The sequence below is a fragment of the Paenibacillus sp. J22R98 genome (assembly GCF_059383835.1).
In genome coordinates this window covers 932326-952754 of the sequence record NZ_JBXENW010000002.1, presented here as the reverse complement: position 1 = coordinate 952754, position 20429 = coordinate 932326, and the positions used below count along the sequence as shown (strand labels likewise).

Here is a 20429-nt window from a genome sequence, read left to right as displayed (position 1 = left end):
AACACGATCTCTTTTTTTATGACTCTTATTGTACTTCACCCTCCGCTATTCTGGCAAAACACAGTTGCAGCGGCATAATTTTCATCCTAATTATCCATACTATGCCAAGTTGTTATATTTCCGGCTGCACATGTTCCAGGAAGGGGAAGCCATCATGCTGAATCGAATCAACACGCTGTTTGCGGAGTCGCGCGACTTAACGATGAATCGCTTGCAGAATGATACGCTTTCGATCGAAATCGCTTATATCGCGACGCTTTGCGATGAAAGTAAAGTCAGCGATTTCATTCTTGTCCCATTTACGAAGCAGGAGCATCCCTTCGATGAGCTGGTTTTAACCAATCCCGTTTTTAAGCGCCTTGACGACCCTGCCAAATGGGCAGATACGATTCTGCATGGCTTCGTGCTGCTGCAACTAAACGGAAACATCTATCAGCTTGATGCAGCGCGTATTATCCGGAATGAAAATCCGCAAACGATGGTCGAAACGGTCATCACCGGACCGCAAATCGCGTTAAGCGAAGATTTGATAGACTCGGTCAATATCATTCGCAGCCGCTATCCCAGCCCGGAGCTCGCCGTGGAGGAACGCACAGTCGGTACCATGTCCAAGACCCGTGTTCTGTTGATTTTTGATAAACGGCGTGTAGATCCCACCATCGTGACTTCGGTTAGAGAGAAGCTGGACCGGGTTTCTTTGCCCATGATTTCGGCGACCGGGGAATTAGCCCGAGCGCTCGGCGATCGGTATCGGTTGTTTCCGACCATGATGCTTACAGAACGACCTGACCGGGTATGTACAGGCATTCAAGGAGGCAAAATCATCCTGCTTATCCAAGGCTCGATGTTTGCGCTTATTTTACCCGCTACCTTCTTTGACTTTATGAACGCCGTAGATGATCATTACGACTCCTTCTGGATGACGCGCTGCCTGCTGGCGCTCCGGTATCTTGCCGTTATTCTAACCATCGCATTGCCAGCGCTCTATGTAGCTATCGTCTCCTATAATCCGGAGCTCTTTCGCGTCCAATTGACCTTCTCCATTGCAGGCAGTCGATCCGCTGTGCCTTATCCTTCATTTATTGAAGTGTTTATTATGCTGTTTATGATCGAATCACTCATTGAGGCCAGCGTCAGGCTGCCCAAATATATAGGCTCGACTGCGACGACCGTTGGCGGCCTCATTCTGGGCCAAGCCGCGCAGCAGGCCGGTCTCGTCAGCAGCATTATGATTATCGTTACCTCCGTTGTAGCGATTTCCAATTTTGTGATCCCCGTCAACAATATGTCAGGGTCAATTCGGTTTCTGAAATACCCGCTTATCGTCCCTGCGATCTTCTTCGGTATATCCGGGGTGACCATCGGGTTGTTCTGTTATTTGGTTTATTTGGCCGATATGCGGAGCTTTGGAAAGCCGTACTTCCGCATCATCAGTAAAACAGCCTCATCAAACGGTGATATTGGGCAGGTGAACAATGAATGAACCGTTACTTTTATTACAATATCATTCTCGTCAGCATTCTGAATCTCATGCTGTTTGTTCCGTATATGCTCCTTAATGACCGTTATACGGGTTCGGTTTCCTCTATGATTTGCGCGGCTTTCTTCGGCAGCTTCTTAGCTTTAATCTTTACCCATGTCATGAAAACCTTTCCCGGGAAGGGGATTCCGGAAATATTGGCGCTCTTCTTCCCCAAGTTTATCAATATCCCCATATTGATATTCTTATCTGTCATGTGGTACTTGGCTGCTTCGATCGCCATAATCGCTTATGCGGTGCTCATCAACCGTTTTTTCAACCCGGATACAAGCTCCATGCTCGTGCTGCTCATTCTTGTAGGAGCTTGCATTTACACGGCGACACGCTCTACTTTAACCGTGGTTCTGATTATGGAAATGACTTTGCTCATCAATCTTCCGATTGTGTGCTTCATCCTGTTTAAAGCATCAACCAATCCGTATCTGGATTGGGATGCTATCCAAACCGTCGCCCAATATTGGCGTGTCCCGCCAAAGCTTGAACCTTTCGCGGCCGCGACATTTGTATTTACGGGATATACCAACTATGCCATATTCAATCGTCTCAACCCGCCGAATTTCAAATTTCGCCTTCGCTGGGCACTGCCAATCGTATGTACCTTGATATTATTGCTCTCGTTCTTCGTTCCGATCGGCTTTCATGGGACGGAAGCGGTTGGCTCCTATTTGTACGTTTGGACGGTAACCTCCGATTCCATGGTGCTTGGTTACGGGTTCATTGAGCGCGTCATTTTCTTGTTTCTGTTATTGTATTTAAACCTTACACTTCTCTATACAACGACCGGTTGGCACATTGCGATGGAGATGTTGAAGAGCTGTTTGCCCAAAGCAAAGCCGCATATCGACCCCGCGCGCACAGCTGTTTCGAATTATGTAATCGTTTCGATCTTTGCTGTCGTAACGATGTTGTCGTTCACCGTCTTTAATGAAAAACAGAGCTTGTACATTACAAGAGGCTGGCTGATGATCCGGTTATTTTCCGAAACGGCTACAGTCCTGTTCTTCTTCGTACTGAGTGTGATCGCGCGTCGAAAGAAGATGAAAACATGAAAGTAACACGTATAGCTGTAAAACTAACCTTAATCGTGCTAATCACAGTCCTGCTGGGGGGCTGCGGGTTCAAAGATATCGATAAACGCTTCTTCGTACTCGCCATGGGAATCGACTCCCCTGAGGAAGGCAAGACAGGCTACAATATCACGCTTCGACTTGCCATTCCCTCTCCCAAAGTAGAGCCAGGGGCAGCCCAAACACAAGTGGAAACCATTCACGCTACCACCATTGCCGAAGCGCTCCGTTTACTGAAATCCCATGTCGATAAGGAACTGGATTTCGGGCATTGCAAGCTCTATCTGCTCGGAGAAGGGCTTGCGAAAACGGATTATACCGGAACGCTTCAGTGGATTTCGCGGCGCCGCGATGTATCGAATATCGCCTTTATGGCTATTGGCAAGCCTGACGCGAAAACGATTCTGAACATCAATCCGCCCGCTGAGCGATTCCCCGGCAATACAATCTTCCTGCTCTATGGAAAAGACGGAACCCAGTCCTCTTACATCGTTAGTGTCTATATGTTTGATTTCATGAGGCGCGTCGATGAACGCGGGATGGATCCGATCATGCCGATCATGCGTCAAGAGAAGAATGGGTACGTCGTATCGAAGCTGGGACTGCTCGACAAGCATAAACTCGTCTTGACGCTTAACCCGCGCGAAACGGAAATGTACAACCAAATTCGCAATCAATATAAGAAATCGACAGTAACGGCAAAGATTAAAGGTGATACTTTGGTTATCTCGATCGACAAGCTTCATTCCCATTACAGAATCGTCAAAGAGCAGGATGGTTATGTGTTGAAGATGAAGTTGAACATAGGAGGTATATTCGAGGAAGCACCCGGCGGCATTTATGATCAGAATTGGAAGGAACTTGAGCAAGCCTTCAATACGCAGGTGGCCGATGAAGCCAAGCGCCTGCTTGAGAAAGTACAGAGAGCAGGCGTTGATCCGTTCGGATTTGGACTTCGGTATCGTGCGACACATGCAGGCTCGCCAAGGACGTGGAAAGAGTGGGAGTCTATTTATCCCACTTTGAAATTCGAGGTTAAAGCGGATGTTGTCATTGAAGGCTCTGGTTTAACGCGCTAATCGTTAACGGCCTCTTGCCTTAATCGCAGCGTTGTTCATCACAATTGTATTAAGCGATTCGTGCGACGCAGCTCTTGTAAGTTGGCGGCACCAATGCCGAACATGGCCGTACGCAGCTCGAACTCGATGCGCTGCATTTGGCGCTGCACCGTTTCGCTGCCGTTCGAGGATTGGGGCTCTACTGCACCGGCTAGCAGCGAACGGCCGTAACCGGCCAAGTCTGCGCCTAGCGCGATTGCTTTCGCGGCATCCACGCCTGTGTTCAGGCCGCCGCTTGCGACTAGAGCCATGCCGGGCAGCGCAGCCCGGACGTCGCGCACACATGCCGCTGTAGGCGTACCCCAGCCTGCAAATGCAGACGCGGCCTCGGCGCGCAGCGGATCGCGTGAGCGGTATTTCTCAACCTGGCTCCAGGAGGTGCCTCCCGCTCCGGCGACATCAATGAAGGCAACGCCGATATCATGCAGTCTGATTGCTGTCTCAGCATCGATACCCCAGCCGACTTCCTTCACGCCAACCGGTACATGCAGCTTGCGGCATACCTCAGCGATGCGCTGGAGCAATCCGCGGAAGTTCGTGTTCCCCTCCGGCTGAAATACCTCTTGCAAGCTGTTAAGATGCAGGACCAGTGCGTCTGCTTCGGCAAGCTCCACGGCTAGCCTGCATTCATCGACGCCATAGCCGTAATTGAGCTGAACAGCGCCTAAATTAGCGATAATCGGAATGGTCGGCGCCTGCTTGCGCATTTGGAATGTCGAGGCGAGCGACTCTTTTTCTATAGCAGCACGCATAGAGCCTAGCGCCATTACCCAGCCCTTTGCCTGCGCTGCTTCGGCAAGCCTTTCATTAATAGCACCTGTCTCCTCCGTTCCCCCGGTCATCGAACTAATAAGCAGCGGTGCGGCAATCGGCTTGCCCAGAAACGATGAAGCGATGTCAATTTCCTCGAAGGCGATCTCCGGAAGTGCTTGATGCCGAAACCGATATTGGTCAAAACCCGGCTCCGTGCCGACGCTTTGCACCTCTTCCTGCAAACAGATCCGGATATGCTCGCCTTTTCTCTTCGCCGTCTGGACATGCTCCTCTTCTTGCCTGTCCATCATTGTCATAACCCCCTATGTCTTCTAATTTGCTTCAATCATCATGGCATATGCGCGGCCTCAAGATCAAGTTTGCAGGGATTCACTTCATTTTTGATTATTAATTTCTTAATAATGACTTTTTTAATCATTTTTATTGTCGGTTCTGACAATATCATTTATAATAAAAGCATAACGAACCTTAGGAGGCACCTCATTATGGAATTGAAATGCTTCGACAACGTTAACGAACTTGACCGTTATGCTGCTCAAATTTTCGCAGACACGATTAAACATAATCCTCACGCAACGCTTGGGCTGGCAACCGGCTCGACACCTATCGGAATTTATGGAAAAATGATAGAGATGTACAATAACGGCGAGGTTTCCTTCAAGGATGCCACCACGTTCAACTTGGACGAATATGTTGGACTTTCGCCAAACCATGAACAAAGCTATGCCCAATTTATGAAACAGCACTTGTTTGACCACATCGATTTGCCGAAGCAGCAAGCCCATTTGCCGAGCGGCCTGGTAAGTGATTTGAAGGCGGAATGTCTGTCGTATGATCGCATGCTGGCCGAACAGCCCATCGACGTTCAACTGCTTGGCCTTGGCCATAATGGCCACATCGGCTTCAACGAGCCGGATCAAGAGCTGCAAGGCGGTACGCATGTCGTTGAGCTCGAGGAAGCAACTCGGGCGGCAAATGCAAGATTTTTCGACTCGCCGGATGAAGTACCTACGAAAGCCATTACAATGGGCGTTGGCTCCATTCTGAAAGCAGACTCAATCGTTCTGGTCGTCAAAGGTGCCGATAAAGCGAATATCGTCAAACAAGCGCTTCACGGACCGATTACGACAGAAGTTCCGGCATCGCTGCTGCAAACGCATAAGAAAGTGATCGTGTTGGTCGATCGAGAGGCAGGGAGGTTGTTGTAGAGGATGAAAGCCGCGGATAACAATTGGTTCATCACCAATGTCAAAGCAATCGTGCAAGATACCGTTGTGGAAGGCAGCATTATCGTAGAGAACGGGATTATTACAGCTATTATTGAGGGTCAGTTCCTTCCAGCCGAGAACGAGCAGCATCGTACCATTGATGGGAACGGCAGCTGGCTCCTGCCGGGATTTATCGACATGCATGTTCATGGCGGCTTCGGAGCTGATTTCATGGATGCAAATCGCGAAGCCTACGACACGATCACGCGTTATCATGCTGCTAAAGGCACAACTCGCATGCTTGCGACTACCGTTACGTCATCCAAAGAAGCCATTGAAGCGGTGCTGGCAGCTGCCAAAGACTACGTGAACGGTGAAATGGCCTATGCAGCGCTTGGCGGCGTTCATCTGGAAGGCCCGTTCATCAGCGAGCTATGGCCAGGCGCTCAGAACCCGGCCTTTATTTCCCCTCCTCGCGTGGACTGGGTGAAATCGTGGAATGAACAGTATCCGGGGCTTATCAAGCAGCTCACCTTGGCGCCGGAGAAAGAACAGGCTTGCGAGCTGATTGCCTATCTCGCAGATAACGGTATCGTCGCAGCCTGTGGCCACACGGACGCTACTTATGCGCAGGTTACCGCTGCAGCTGACGCCGGCTTAACGCAAGCGGTTCACACGTTTAATGCGATGCGCGGTCTCCACCATCGCGAGCCCGGAACGGTAGGCGCTGTGCTGACCGATCATCGCATCTCAGGGGAAATTATCGCAGATGGGCATCATGTCCACCCTGCCGCAATCCGACTGCTTGTAGGCGCGAAGCCGGTCGACAAAGTCGTACTGATCACAGACGCGATGTCGGCTGCCGGTCTCGGCGACGGAGACTATGATCTCGGCGGACTCATTGTCGATGTCAAACAAGGTGTAGCCCGTCTCCGCGAAGGCGGCAGCTTGGCAGGCAGCACGCTGAACATGATCGATGCGTTCCGCTTCATGCTCACACATACGGAACTGAGCCCTATTGAGGTAAGCCGAATGGCAAGCGGCAATCCAGCGCGTCAATTGGGTCTGGCTGAAGTGACGGGCTCCATTACGGTCGGGAAATATGCCGATCTGGTTCTGACGGATGCGTCGTTTACCGAAGTTAGCCATACTTGGGTGAATGGCCGCCTCGTACACAGCAATTAAGGTGAACACAAATAAAGGGTTATGCAGCTTTGGCCGCCACCGTAACGGAGGCCGCTTGCTGCATAACCCTTTTTAGTTAGGAAGCGTGCAAGGAGTGCGTGTTTATTTCTGTCTGATGAGCTTCGTAATGCGGCCGTCGAAGATCCATTCCGCTACATAGACATTGCCTTGCGAATCTACGCAAACGCCATGCGGCGAGCTGAATTTATCAGGACGGTAATAGGATTTCGGCAGATTCGGCCAGCCCTGCTGCTTATAAGCCTGCTGATCTTCGCCGAGATGCGTAATGAGGCGATCATTCTTATCCAGCACGGTAATGCGGCTGTCCAGATCCGGGATATAAACCTCATCACCGAAGAAATAGAAGCTGCACGGCAGATCCAGATTATGATCGACGAAACGCTTATGCTCGCCCTCAAGCGTAAACACTTGAATGCGGCTGTTTCTGCGGTCCGCGACGTAAATTTCCGGCTCATCGCCGCGCAGGTTAATGGAGATCCCGTGCGGTTCTTTGACTTTGCCGGGCTCGGAACCACGGCCGCCCCATGTGCGGATATAGTTGCCTTTGGCATCATAGTGATGGATATAGAATTGTCCGTAGCCGTCGGAAACGTAAATGTCTCCGTTTGGTGCTACGCACACATCAGTCGGAACGTAGCGGCGTTCTGCATCGTACAGATCCGGACGTTCAGGTCCGCCAATTTCGAGCAGCACGTCACCGGATAGCGTTGTTTTCACAACGAGCGCGCGATTGGTATCTGCGAAATACAAATATTCGATGCCATCCGCGTCACGGTGCAGGTAGAAGCCGTGAGCGCCTCCCTCAAATTCCGCGCCCCACGAGGTTTTGAAATTTCCCTCTTTGTCAAAAACGACAACGGAATCTTTGCTCGTGTTATGTACGTAAACGTTATCATTTTCATCGACGACAATACCATGTGTATAGCCGTAAGCGATTCCTTCCGGAAGCTTACCCCAGCCTTCTGCAACTTCATAGGAGTGAGATTCGTTACCAATAATCAATTTTTCAGACACGTTCACATTTCTCCTTTCAAGTTTTCGTACAATCCCAAGTATACCAAAATCGGGAAAAAGCAAAAGTAATATTTTAACAAAAAAGCAATATCTGCATGGATTCTCATCCATTACGATATTGCTTCCTTCTCGCTCTATATGTAGCTGTGATAACGGGCTCATTTATGTTAGATCGAAGCTTCCTGCTCTTCGCTTGCTATGACGGTCTGAATGCCATGTGCATTGGCGATGGACGCCAGCTGCTGTGGAAGCGGCCTGTCCGTTATAAAGGCTTGCAGCTCGGTGAGCGGCGCAATGGAGAATAGCGAGGTACGGCCAATCTTCGTATGATCGAACATCGCATAGGTTGCTTGTGATCTGCGAATCATCGCTTTGGCGATTTGCGCCTCTTGCTCGGAATAGGTGGTAATGCCTCCGGTTGAGGAAACACCGTCGACGCCGAGGAACATTTTGCCGATGTGCAGCTGACTGATCATGCCTTCGCCAAGCGGACCGCATAATTCAAAGCTGTTATGCCGCATCATCCCGCCTGTCACGACAACGTTGATATCGCTGCCTGCCAGCTCCATTGCAACATTGACTGTATTCGTCACAACAGTAATGCCTCGGCGCGTTTTGAGCAGCTTAGCTAAGTAATAGTTGGTTGTGCCGCCGGAGAGCCCTACGACATCGCCTTCGAAGATCAGCCCTGCAGCTGCCGCCGCAATCCGTTCCTTCTCGAGGAAAGACAACCCTTCCTTCTCTGCAAAGGGAAGCTCTCTAACCGCATTCATACCATCATACATCGCTCCGCCAATCGTCCGAATGACCGGCTCTGACTTCTCCATCAGCTCCAAATCGCGGCGTGCCGTCGCTTCCGAAATGCCAAATCGTTCTACGACCTCTTGGATCGTAATTCGTCCTTGCCGCTTCAGCACATTCATGATCTGCTCCCGCCGCCGCTGTCCTTTCGACGATTGTACATCCGCCATTTAGCGTTCCACCCAGCCTTTGTCCGATAATCTGCGCTCAACGCTCGCCCAATCAGGAAGCGCTTCCCAGTCACCGCGCATCTGAACCACCAATGCGCCGCTGATGCTGCCAAGACGAACAGCCTCAAGCGCACTCATGCCTTTAAGAAGTCCCGCCAGGAAACCGGAGCAGAACGCGTCGCCGGCTCCTACCGTATCGATTACTCGATCAACCGGATAGAATGGCACCTCTACCGCTTGTCCTTCCTCTAGCACAACTGTCGTGTCACCGACACCTTTGATGATGCTGATGGCCGATAGCTTCGACAGCTCTTCTTTCACAGCTTCAAAGTCATCGTTGTTATACAGTAATCGCAGCTCATCCCAGCCAGGTAAGAAATAATCAGCTTGCTCTGCAAGCGGCATCACCACTTCACGTGCTTCCTCGATCGTCCACAGCTTTAGGCGCAAATTCGGGTCGAAGGAAATACGTACGCCCGCTTCCTTTGCAGCAGCAACGACCGCGAAGATCGTTTCACGGCAGCTCTTGCTAAGCGCCGGCGTAATGCCGGAGATATGCAAAATCTTGCAGCCGCGGATGTAATCCAAATCAAGCTGATCCGGCAGCATCTGACTGGCGGCGGAATTTTTGCGGTAGTAATGAACGGCCAGCTTCCCTGCTACCATCTCGCGGAACATCATGCCCGTTTGAGCTTGTTCAACCAAGCTCGCACGTGACACGTCGACTCCTTCACCGCGAATGCGCTTCAGAATGGCTCTGCCGAACGGATCATCACCAAGCGCGCCGAACCAGCCTGCCGAAGCACCGAGTCTGGCAACGCCGATCGCAACATTGCTCTCCGCTCCGCCGAAGCTTACGTCAAGCGTTGAGGCATTCTCAATGCTCTTATATTCCTGCGGCATAAACAACGCCATCGTTTCCCCGAAGGTTAATAAATCCGGCACTGCTTTCGTCAACGGTTATCCCTCCAATGTGACTTACATCGTTTTGATAATCGGATATTTCATGAAGTAAAGAATTACAACATAAATAACAAGAATGATCAGGCTCAGCACACGGGCTTTACCAATGTGGGCCGTTGCGCTTTGACCGCTCTGAATCTCAGCTGCGATCCGCTTCAGCGGTTTCGTCACAATTCCCCCCAGTGCGGCAATAGCTAGGAACAGCAATGTAACAATAATCATCCAAATCACTTTATACTCACCTTGCGACATCAAGTAACCGCCTGTCAGCAGCTGCAGGACGAGAAAATATTGGGCAATTCGGTTTGCGGAAACAAGACCTTCGGCAAGGCCTGCTTGTCCGGCGCCGTCAAGCTTGGATGCGCGTCCGACCATCAGCGGCAAAACGAGGTAAAACCCCATTCCGGCAGCACCGAGTACGTGCAAAAACAACATGAAATTCAACATCCGTACGTCCTCCTAAATTGTATTATGATCTTTACAAGTATACTAAAATCAGCGCGGCAATTCAAAGAAACCCGTTTATTCCGCGGCAGATGACAATCGATGCTTGACCATAACAGCTTTGATTGCAAAATATTCGACATCATCCGGGAGCGCTTCCTTGATCGGCTTGAGCTTATCTGCCCCTACTTGATTGATCGCTTCCACAATCTGAGCTTCGTATTGCTTCGGGATAAAAACATCCCAGTCCAGCTCCTCGCCCTCTTGCGCACATCGCAGCAAATGGTTCTCGATTGTCACTCTGCCCATACCGCGTATCGATGCGATGTCAGCGATCGAATGTCCCATGCCAAGAAGCGTCAACGACTGCATATGGCTCGATAACCCCTCCAGCTCCGCTTGGAGCGCACCTGTGAGCGCTTCAGAGGGCTTCTCACGCATTGGAAGAGGTGCAGACGAGTAAGACTCTGTTTGCGGCTGTGAAGGCTGTGAGAACGGCTCACTGCCTGCCTCTGCCGCAGCATCGCCTTTAAACGATCTAACGATGGCAATCACTTCGCTGCCGTATTTGTTCGCCTTGGCAGCCCCGATCCCCTTCACGCCGAGCAGCTGCTCGGTATTCACCGGCTGCCGATCTGCAATTTCACGAAGCGCCGCGTCAAAAAACAGCATAAACGGCGGGACATGCTCTCTGGCCGCCGTAACTCGGCGCCATTCCCGAAGCGCTTCGAACAGCGGCGTGTTCGCCGATGCGACTGCGGTGCTTTCGGATGCTCTTCTTTTGGCTGCTGCGCTTTGCCTGCGATGAACCGTCACTTTCCCTTCGAGCACCGGAAGAGCTTCCGCTGTAAGGGATACCGTCGGATATTCGCCTTCACTGATTCGCAAGTAACCTTCTGCTACAAGCCAGTACAGCAGATCCGTAATCTCCTTCTCAACCCAGCTTCTCATGAGCCCATACGTCGACAGCCGGTCTAGACCAAACTCGATAATCCGTTTCTCTCTTGAGCCTTTCAGCACCTTTGCCGCAAGTGAAATCCCGAATCTGCCCTTGAGCCTTCCCACGCAAGATAACGCCTTACGCGCATCCTCGGTCGTATCGATCAACGCACTCTGATCAAGGCAATTGCTGCATTTCCCACATTCCGGCACATCCGACTCGCCAAAATATTTCACGATATACTGCAGCAAACATTTCTCCGACCTGCTGTAATGCATCATCGTATAAAGCTTATTAAGCTGAACCGTCTTCCGCTCCGGATCGCCGGTACTTCTGTCGATCAAGAACCGCTGCACTTGCACGTCCTGAGGTTCGAATAAGAGGACGCAATCACTCTCTTCCCCGTCTCGGCCCGCACGTCCCGCTTCCTGATAGTACGACTCGACATCGCCGGGCATCTGATAGTGAACGACATAGCGAACGTTCGGCTTATCGATCCCCATACCAAATGCGTTCGTCGCAACCATCACACGGTAATCGTCGAATCTGAACTTCTCCTGCGCATCCGCACGTTCCTCATCGCCCAAGCCGCCGTGGTATTTGCCAACCGCAATCCCGAGCCGCGTTAGATCCTCACTCACTTCCTCCGCTTCCTTGCGCGTTGCCGTGTAGACAATACCCGATTGATCAGGCCGCTGCGAAACGAAGTCGCGAAGAAATTTCCGTTTATCCGTTCCCGTCACGACAGAGAGCGTTAAGTTCGTCCGAGCAAAGCCGGTTATGAAAATATTCGGCTTGCGCAGCCCGAGCATCGCCGCGATGTCGTCTGCAACTTCCGGCGTCGCTGTCGCTGTAAACGCCGCAACCGGCGGCCGGTTCTCCAGCCTTCCGATCCAGCCTGCAAGCTGTCTGTAGCTCGGTCGGAAGTCATGTCCCCACTGGGACACGCAGTGCGCCTCATCGATCGCGATGAGCGGGATGTGCATCTGACTCGACAAGGAATCGAACATGTTGCTGTCCAGTCGCTCTGGCGCAACATAGAGCAGCTTGTATACACCTTCTGCCGTCTGCCTTACAACATCGCGATAAGCAGCCGCATCAAGCGAGCTGTTTAAATAAGCTGCGGGTACGCCTAATCGGTTTAAAGCATCCACCTGGTCCTTCATTAGCGAGATGAGCGGTGAGACTACAATCGTCGTTCCGGGCAGCAGCATCGCCGGCAGCTGATAACAGATGGACTTCCCTCCGCCTGTGGGCAGGATCGCAAGTGTATCTTTACCCGCCAGCACGCCTTCGATAATATCGCTTTGTCCTTTGCGGAAGCTGTCGTAGCCGTAAACTTGCTTCAGCATTTGCTGTGCTTCAGTATGCATGGGCAGCCACCTCCTTCTTAAAATTAAAAACAGCAAAACCCTGACGAGGAATATGTCAGGGTCTCATGTGCTTCATGAGCTGCGTCTTGCTCTATTAGCCGTTCACAACCGCGATTACGTTGCGAACGGAGTTAGCGGACTTCTCAAGTGCCGCTTTCTCATCTTCAGTAAGCTCCAGCTCGAATACTTTCTCGATGCCGTCACCGCCCAGAATAACCGGTACACCCATGAATAGATTGTTGTAGCCGTATTCTCCTTCAAGCAGTGCGATAACCGGAAGGATGCGTTTCTTGTCCTTCAGAATCGCCTCTGTCATCTGAACAAGCGAAGCAGCAGGAGCATAGTAAGCGGAGCCGTTCCCCAGCAGATTGACGATCTCACCGCCGCCAACACGTGCACGCTGCACGATGGCTTCAATGCGATCAGCCGGAATGAGCTTCTCGATTGGAATACCGCCAACGTTCGAGTAACGAACAAGCGGCACCATATCGTCGCCGTGGCCGCCGAGAACGAAGCCGCGAACATCTTCCGTGGATACGTTAAGCTCTTGTGCGATGAACGTGCAATACCGCGCTGTATCGAGTACGCCGGATTGGCCGATGACTCGGTTCTTAGGGAACCCAAGCGTGTTATACGCGGCGTAAGTCATTGCATCAACCGGATTAGAAAGAATGATTACATAAGCATCCGGGCTGGTCGTTTTAATGTTTTCGCAAACCGATTTCACAATGCCGGCATTGGTGTTAACCAAGTCGTCACGGCTCATGCCCGGTTTACGAGCGATTCCGGCTGTAATGATTACTACAGATGAACCAGCTGTATCTGCATAGTCGGAAGTACCTGTAATTTTGGAGTCGACGCCAAGAACCGGTGTCGATTCCAGCATATCCAGCGCCTTGCCTTTAGTCGGGTTCTCAAGCTGCGGAATATCGACCAACACAACATCGCCAAGCTCTTTCTGTGCAAGCATCAAAGCTGTTGTAGCACCGGTAAAACCCGCTCCCACAACTGTGATTTTATTCCGTTTAATCGCCATAACAAACGGCCTCCCTTAAACAAATGTAATATACGCCTGTCTAAATCCGTCACGAGCCGGCTGGGATTCCAGAGGATAAGCCCTTGGGGTCCTCCTCATGATGAGAAAGACCCCAAGGTGAAGTGCTTAGTATGGGTGAATTACAGGTTTTTGATGATTTCGTCAGCGAATGCGGAACATTTAACTTCAGTTGCGCCTTCCATCAGACGTGCAAAATCATAAGTAACCGTTTTGTTGTTGATTGCTGTTTCCAGACCTTTGTAGATGGAATCAGCCGCTTCTTGCCAGCCGAGGTGCTCAAGAAGCATTACGCCGGAAAGGATAACCGAACCTGGGTTTACAACATCAAGGTCAGCATACTTAGGAGCTGTACCGTGAGTTGCTTCGAAGATTGCATGTCCAGTCAGGTAGTTGATGTTAGCGCCAGGAGCGATACCGATACCGCCAACTTGTGCAGCCAGTGCATCAGACAGGTAGTCGCCGTTCAGGTTAAGCGTTGCGATTACGTCGAAGTCTGTAGGACGTGTCAGTACTTGTTGCAATGCGATATCAGCAATTGCGTCTTTTACGATCAGCTTGCCAGCTGCTTCTGCATCTTTTTGTGCTTTGTTAGCTGCGTCAGCGCCTTCTGCTTCTTTGATGCGGTCGTATTGACCCCAAGTGAAGGTTTGGTCTGCGAACTCTTGCTCAGCCACTTCGTAGCCCCAGTTCTTGAACGCGCCCTCTGTAAATTTCATGATGTTTCCTTTATGAACCAGTGTCAGCGATTTACGGCCGTGTTTCAGCGCGTATTCGATCGCAGCACGTGCAAGACGTTTGGAGCCTTCGGCGGAAACCGGCTTAATACCGATACCGGAAGTTTCAGGGAAACGGATTTTGTTAACGCCCATCTCGTTTTGCAAGAAGGAGATCACTTTCTTAACGGCATCGGAACCTTCTTGGTACTCGATACCAGCGTAGATATCTTCTGTGTTTTCACGGAAGATGACCATGTTTACAAGCTCAGGACGTTTAACCGGGGAAGGTACGCCGTCGAAGTAACGAACCGGACGCAAGCAAACATAAAGGTCAAGCTCTTGACGAAGCGCTACGTTCAGGGAACGGATACCGCCGCCGATTGGCGTAGTCAAAGGTCCTTTGATGGCTACGATGTATTCGCGGATTGCAGTCAGTGTATCAGCTGGAAGCCATTCGCCATAAGCGTTGAATGCTTTCTCGCCGGCAAACACTTCGTACCATGCGATTTTCTTCTCGCCGCCATATGCTTTCTCAACAGCTGCATCCAGAACACGCTTGGACGCTTTCCAGATGTCACGGCCTGTGCCGTCGCCTTCGATGAAAGGAATGATTGGGTTGTTAGGAACCTGAAGTACGCCGTTATCGATTGTAATTTTGTCGCCTTCAGTTGGTAGTGCGAACTTTTCGAGTTGCATGAATGAATTCCTCCTAAGATTATGCGTTGCTCTACGAGTGCATGACTCAAAGCGCACGCTTGGTTAATGAATGACCATCGATATACATAACTTGACGGGGAGCCGGCCACACAACCTAGCGGTCGTGCATCGGCACCCCGTCGCATGCAAGGCGCCATCAGGCGATGGCCTGCTGGCGCTCTTAACAGCTTCCTATTGCTTAACGCTGTGTAATTGGCGTTACCTTCTGGTCAACCGGACCTGTGTACTCAGCACGCGGGCGGATCAGGCGGTTATTCTCGTATTGCTCAAGAATGTGCGCTGTCCATCCGGATGCACGGCTGATGGCAAAGATCGGCGTGAAGAGGTCGCGCGGAATTTCAAGCGTCGTGTAAACCGATGCGGAGTAGAAGTCGACGTTTGGCTTCAGACCTTTTTGACCGGTTACCAGCTCTTCGATTTTAACAGACATTTCGTAAAGCTCCATGTTGCCTGTCAATTTGCCAAGCTCATGGGACATCTTCTGAAGATGCTTTGCGCGAGGATCGCCGTTTTTGTAAACGCGGTGACCAAAGCCCATGATTTTCTCTTTGTTCGCAAGTTTCGCGTTAATATAGGATTCTACATTCGAGAAAGAACCGATCTCTTCCAGCATCACCATAACGGCTTCGTTCGCACCGCCGTGAAGAGGACCTTTCAATGCGCCGATTGCGGATGTAACGCCGGAATAGATGTCCGACAGCGTTGCAACCGTAACGCGTGCAGCAAATGTAGAAGCGTTAAGCTCGTGGTCTGCATGCAATACAAGCGCTTGATCCAGTGCTTTAACAGCCACTTGATCCGGCTCTTGTCCTGTTAGCATGTAGAGGAAGTTGTAAGCAATGGAAACGCCGCTCTTCGGTGCTACCGGCTCTTGACCTTGGCGGATGCGCGCAAATGCCGCAACGAGCGTAGGGATTTGAGCTTGGATCTTGATGGCTTTCTTGATATTCGCCTCTTGCGACATATCGTTAGCCGATTCGTCAAACAGGGCAAGACTTGAAACCGCTGTACGAAGAGCCGCCATCGAATTTGTATTTTTAGGGTAGAGCTTCAATTGTTCCAGCACCCCTGCCGGTACAGCCGCGTACTCGCTAAGTTGTCCAAGCAACTCGTCCAGTTCGGATTGGTTTGGCAGCTTGCCGTACCAGAGTAAGTAAGCCACTTCTTCAAAAGAAGCGTGCTCCGCAAGATCATCGATGTCGATTCCGCGATATGTCAGTACGCCATCGATGATCGAGCTGATCGAGGATGTCGTTGCGACAATGCCTTCTAGACCTTTGGTTGCTGTCATGTTTCTCTCTCCTTTGACCTCTTTTTATTTAAAAAATGGAGTAACAATTAACAATAATTGGATTCGAGTTCCGTATCGTCGCTTTAATCATATCGGATTTTGACCACGAAGTGAACAAAATCGGACATAAAATTGATTTATCGGCACCATAAAGGTTTTTTCTTCACCTTTCCTGCAATGATTTTTCCCAATTTCCTGTGCTTTTACCCTCACAAATAAGCACTTTATTGCGCTGCTGCGGAAATGGTAAGATGTGATAATAGAATTAGGACTTGCAGCATCAGCGAAAGGGGCTTACTTATGACGGAACAGCGTATTGGCATCATCGACATTGGCTCCAACTCGATCCGGCTTGTTATCTATGAACGGACCTCCGGCGGCGCTCATCGCGTCATCGACGGAAGCAAACGTGCAGCCCGCCTCAGCGAACAGTTGAATGATGAAGGAGCATTGCCTTCCGCAACGATCGAAGAGCTTGTAGATATGATTAATCACTTCCGATTAATTTGCGCACATCATCGAACAGGACTCATTCGTGCTGTCGCGACAGCGGCCATCCGCAATGCGTCGAACCGAAGCGAAGTGCTGCACCGGATCGAGGCGAAAACAGGCCTTCCCATTGAATTGCTCTCAGGCGAAGAAGAAGCCGGGTACGGTTTTCTGGGCATGATTAATTCCATGGATATCCAAGACGGCTTCCTCATCGACATCGGCGGCGGAAGCACGGAAGTATCGCTGTTTAAGGATCGCACGCTTGTGCAAGCCGTTTCGTTCCCGTTCGGCTGCGTCAGCATGACTCGCCGTTTTGCAAAGGGAGGCATGTTATCTGACCTGCAGCTGCGCGAGCTGGAGCAGCACGTTACCGAATGGGTTGAGCGCGAGGCATGGCTTAAATTGACACCGGGACTTCCGTTAATTGGGGTTGGGGGCACTGTACGTGCACTTGGCAAGGTACACCAGGCTCATACGAAGTATCCCTTCGAAAGCACGAACAACTACCCCTTATTGGGCCAGTCGACTGACGTATTATTTGAACTGCTGCGTAAGGAACCGCTCGATAAGCGCAGTAAAATGCCAGGCCTGTCGAAGGACAGGGTCGATATCATCGTCCCCGGTATCGCCATCCTGCGTACGATTTATAAACTTATTGGCGCATCGCATTACATCGTTTGTGCGGCAGGTCTGCGCGACGGCCTGTTCTACGCCACTCGGTTTCCAGAGCGTCCACGACTCGATGACGTCCTTACGTACAGCGTAAATAATTTGGCTGCCTTGCATCCGGAAGCACCGATGCAGCACACCTCACAGGTGAATCGCATCGTGCTTAGCTTGATGGATGCGCTGCAATCGCAGCTGCGAAATCCGGTCCAAGCCAGGCAGCTAATCGATGTAGCCTCGATACTTCACCGAATCGGCGCGAGTATCGATTACTATGATTATCGCAAGCATACCTTTTACTTGATGATCAATTCGCATATTAATGGACTTTCGCACCTAGAGCTGCTCCAATGCGCATCCATTGCTTCTTTCAAAGGAAAGAATCGCGTCAAGCAAATTGCTGCAGCCTATAAGCCGATGCTCAGCGAAGAAGATGTGAATAACATTTGCCAGATGGGCACTTTGCTTCAGCTCGCCATTGCGCTTGACCGCAGTGAAACCCAAGCTATCGGAAAACTCCATATCGAGATTGCCGGAGGAAAGCTCCATCTGCGTGCGATTCGCGCCGAGGGCTTGCTCTCCGTCGAACGGAAAGAGGTCGACGCGCTTGCAGGCGACTTCAAGAAGGTATGGGGACTAATTCCCGTCCTTCATACACCGGATCACCGATAAGTCTTCCATCTGCGAATATTTTTCGCTTGAAATTGACTCCGCAGAACCGGAAGATCATTTTGGACAGGCTCGTAATTTCCGCTTGACTGGAGCTCGCGGGCCTTTTTGTTATCATCCAAATTCAGCCGAAGTACGTTGAATAGATTTTTGCGCAATCTTGGATCGAATACAGGACACATCAATTCAATACGGCGGGTAAGGTTGCGTGTCATCCAGTCGGCACTGGATAAATACAGCTCCTCTTCGCCTCCATTGTGGAAATAAATAATCCTCGAATGCTCCAAGAACCGGTCTACGATGCTTATGACTCGAATATTACTGCTTTGGTTCGGTACACCTGGTCTTAAGCAGCATACACCGCGGATAATCAGCTCGATCTTCACCCCGGCCTGGGACGCCTCATACAGCTTATCGATCATTTCTTGATGGGATAGGCTGTTCATTTTTGCAATGATATGAGCCGGTTTGCCTGCCGCGGCATGAGCGATCTCGCGCTCAATCAAGCCGAACAGCTTCTCTTTCAGGTCAGATGGAGCGACACCGAATGCTTTCCACTCATAAGGAGACGAATACCCTGTCACCTCGTTAAACAAAGCCGATGCATCGGCTCCGATAATCGGATGAGACGTAAACAGACCGATGTCTGTATATAGTTTGGCCGTACTGTCATTGTAGTTACCAGTACCGACGTGCACGTAGCGACGCAGCATGCCTTGTTCCCTGCGCACTACAAGGGTGATCTTGGCATGTGTTTTCAACCCAACGAGACCGTAAACGACATGACAGCCTGCTTTCTCAAGCTGCCTCGCCCATGCGATATTTCGCTCTTCATCAAACCTCGCTTTAAGCTCCACAACCACTGTAACCTGTTTCCCGGACTCTGCTGCCATGGCAAGTGCCTGAACGAGCGCAGATTGGCCACTGACCCGGTATAACGTCATTTTGATAGCAAGCACATCGGGGTCCTCTGCTGCCTCGGCTACAAAATCGCTTACCGCCTCAAACGACTCATAGGGATGGTAAAGGAGCACATCCTCCTGCCGAATAACCGCAAACATATCATCCGATTGTTCGAATTCCTGCGGATAAACCGGCTCAATTCGTTCAAACAAGAGCGATTCATAGTGCGACAGTGAATTGGCAAAACGCATCAGAAAACTAAGATCGAGCGGACCGTCGATTTCAAATACATTTTCCCCCTGTTCCAGCTCTTCCTTCAGCATTTGAAGCGCATAAGGGTGTATACCCTTCCCATACTCCAAACGAACCGGAAGTCCCCATCTGCGGCGGCGAAGCTCCTTCTCAATCTCTTCGAGCAAATCCTCGGCGCCTTCTTCATTCAGCGTAAGATCCGCATTGCGCGTTAAACGAAACGGATCTACCGCAATCGTCGTATAACCGTTAAACAGGGTGTTTATATGTCGTTCGATCAGTTCCTCAAGCAGTATAAATTCGTTCTTCTTGCTGTTAACCCGGCCCGGCACAGAAATAAACCGCTGCAGAATCGAAGGCACTTGGACGATCGCAAAGAAAGGCTCCTCTTCCTCCGGCATATTCTCACGGCCCAAAATAACGGACAAATAAAGCTCCTTCGTATGCAGCAGCGGGAACGGACGGCTTTGATCCACCGCCATTGGCGTCAGTACCGGAAACACGATATCATAAAAATATTCATCAACAGCCTTGAGCTGCTGTGCATTTAATTCTTCAATGGGACGGAAGCAAATGCCTTCCTTGGCCAAACCGCGCAGTACTTCACGATACGTGCGATACTGATCCGCAACCATTTGATTCGTGCGTTTCATTAATCGTTTCCACAAACCAGCAGGTGTGTAGCCTGTGAAATCCCGCTTCGTATAGCCTGCTTTCATTTGATCTTGAATGCCTGCGACGCGCACACTCATAAATTCATCCAAATTGCTTGAGACGATCGCCAGAAATTTGGCCCGCTCGAGCAGCGGATTATCAGGATCCTGCGCTTCTTCCAGCACTCTGCGATTAAATTCGACCCAGCTTAAGTCGCGGTTTACATACGGTGATATCGTTTTATTCATTCCGGATCCTCCTGCCAGTCGATTATCCCAATTATGTCGTTTATTTGTTTGTTCCTTATTAAACTATTGTTAATGGGATGTAAAGACGAGCCTTTATGACTAATTTTTTTTGATAAACATCGAAATATCGCCTATGCTACAATTAT

At 50.6% G+C, this 20429-nt stretch carries 16 protein-coding genes; 6 read left to right on the top strand and 10 right to left on the bottom strand.

Annotation, left to right across the window (positions count from 1 at the left end; genetic code table 11):
- Positions 1-154 precede the first annotated feature (154 nt).
- From AC50Y3_RS09700 to AC50Y3_RS09690, 3 genes are read left to right on the top strand one after another with little or no spacing between them, the layout of a single operon-like run.
- A complete protein-coding gene (locus AC50Y3_RS09700) occupies positions 155-1483 on the top strand; it encodes a spore germination protein (RefSeq protein ID WP_494818546.1) in 1329 nt (442 codons plus the stop codon).
- Positions 1480-2589, top strand: a complete 1110-nt coding sequence (locus tag AC50Y3_RS09695) for a GerAB/ArcD/ProY family transporter (RefSeq protein WP_494818545.1) — start codon at positions 1480-1482, stop codon at positions 2587-2589. Before AC50Y3_RS09700 ends, AC50Y3_RS09695 begins: the two co-directional genes overlap by 4 nt.
- Entirely contained in the window at positions 2586-3686 is a 1101-nt protein-coding gene (locus tag AC50Y3_RS09690; RefSeq protein WP_494818544.1) for a Ger(x)C family spore germination protein, read from the top strand. The genes AC50Y3_RS09695 and AC50Y3_RS09690 overlap by 4 nt, the downstream gene beginning before the upstream one ends.
- A gap of 38 nt (positions 3687-3724) precedes the next feature.
- Here AC50Y3_RS09690 and fni read toward each other — a convergent pair whose 3' ends face one another.
- Positions 3725-4789: a type 2 isopentenyl-diphosphate Delta-isomerase gene (gene fni / locus AC50Y3_RS09685; protein ID WP_494818543.1), complete on the bottom strand. Its 1065-nt coding sequence runs from the start codon at positions 4787-4789 to the stop codon at positions 3725-3727.
- Positions 4790-4984: 195 nt separating this feature from the next.
- Between fni and nagB the strand changes: the two genes are divergently transcribed.
- Together nagB and nagA are read left to right on the top strand one after the other, a co-directional pair.
- Positions 4985-5707, top strand: a complete 723-nt coding sequence (gene nagB, locus AC50Y3_RS09680; protein WP_494818542.1) for a glucosamine-6-phosphate deaminase — start codon at positions 4985-4987, stop codon at positions 5705-5707.
- A 3-nt stretch (positions 5708-5710) separates the two neighbouring features.
- Positions 5711-6892 carry an N-acetylglucosamine-6-phosphate deacetylase gene (gene nagA / locus AC50Y3_RS09675; protein WP_494818541.1) on the top strand — a complete coding sequence of 394 codons (1182 nt, stop codon included), beginning with the start codon at positions 5711-5713 and terminating at the stop codon, positions 6890-6892.
- A 102-nt stretch (positions 6893-6994) separates the two neighbouring features.
- On the opposite strand, the gene AC50Y3_RS09670 is transcribed toward nagA, so the two are convergent.
- The 8 genes from AC50Y3_RS09670 to citZ form a co-directional block, all read right to left on the bottom strand.
- Positions 6995-7927, bottom strand: a complete 933-nt coding sequence (locus tag AC50Y3_RS09670; RefSeq protein ID WP_494818540.1) for an NHL repeat-containing protein — start codon at positions 7925-7927, stop codon at positions 6995-6997.
- A gap of 167 nt (positions 7928-8094) precedes the next feature.
- Complete coding sequence (locus AC50Y3_RS09665; RefSeq protein WP_494818539.1) at positions 8095-8898, bottom strand: DeoR/GlpR family DNA-binding transcription regulator; 804 nt, start codon at positions 8896-8898, stop codon at positions 8095-8097.
- On the bottom strand, positions 8899-9855 hold the full coding sequence (locus tag AC50Y3_RS09660; protein ID WP_494818538.1) for a sugar kinase: 957 nt from the start codon (positions 9853-9855) through the stop codon (positions 8899-8901).
- 21 nt (positions 9856-9876) lie between these two features.
- Positions 9877-10308, bottom strand: coding sequence for a hypothetical protein (locus AC50Y3_RS09655; protein WP_494818537.1), 432 nt, complete (start codon positions 10306-10308; stop codon positions 9877-9879).
- A gap of 75 nt (positions 10309-10383) precedes the next feature.
- The gene (recQ, locus tag AC50Y3_RS09650) at positions 10384-12618 is read right to left on the bottom strand and encodes a DNA helicase RecQ (protein WP_494818536.1); all 2235 of its coding nucleotides are present in this window, start codon (positions 12616-12618) and stop codon (positions 10384-10386) included.
- Positions 12619-12712: 94 nt separating this feature from the next.
- Entirely contained in the window at positions 12713-13654 is a 942-nt protein-coding gene (gene mdh, locus AC50Y3_RS09645) for a malate dehydrogenase (RefSeq protein ID WP_091220745.1), read from the bottom strand.
- 140 nt (positions 13655-13794) lie between these two features.
- Complete coding sequence (gene icd / locus AC50Y3_RS09640) at positions 13795-15087, bottom strand: NADP-dependent isocitrate dehydrogenase (RefSeq protein ID WP_494818535.1); 1293 nt, start codon at positions 15085-15087, stop codon at positions 13795-13797.
- A gap of 199 nt (positions 15088-15286) precedes the next feature.
- Positions 15287-16399: a citrate synthase gene (citZ, locus tag AC50Y3_RS09635; protein ID WP_494818534.1), complete on the bottom strand. Its 1113-nt coding sequence runs from the start codon at positions 16397-16399 to the stop codon at positions 15287-15289.
- Positions 16400-16699: 300 nt separating this feature from the next.
- Between citZ and AC50Y3_RS09630 the strand changes: the two genes are divergently transcribed.
- The gene (locus AC50Y3_RS09630) at positions 16700-18229 is read left to right on the top strand and encodes a Ppx/GppA phosphatase family protein (protein WP_494818533.1); all 1530 of its coding nucleotides are present in this window, start codon (positions 16700-16702) and stop codon (positions 18227-18229) included.
- Here AC50Y3_RS09630 and ppk1 read toward each other — a convergent pair.
- The gene (gene ppk1 / locus AC50Y3_RS09625) at positions 18220-20283 is read right to left on the bottom strand and encodes a polyphosphate kinase 1 (protein ID WP_494818532.1); all 2064 of its coding nucleotides are present in this window, start codon (positions 20281-20283) and stop codon (positions 18220-18222) included. The two genes, AC50Y3_RS09630 and ppk1, sit on opposite strands and share 10 nt — an antisense overlap.
- Positions 20284-20429 lie beyond the last annotated feature (146 nt).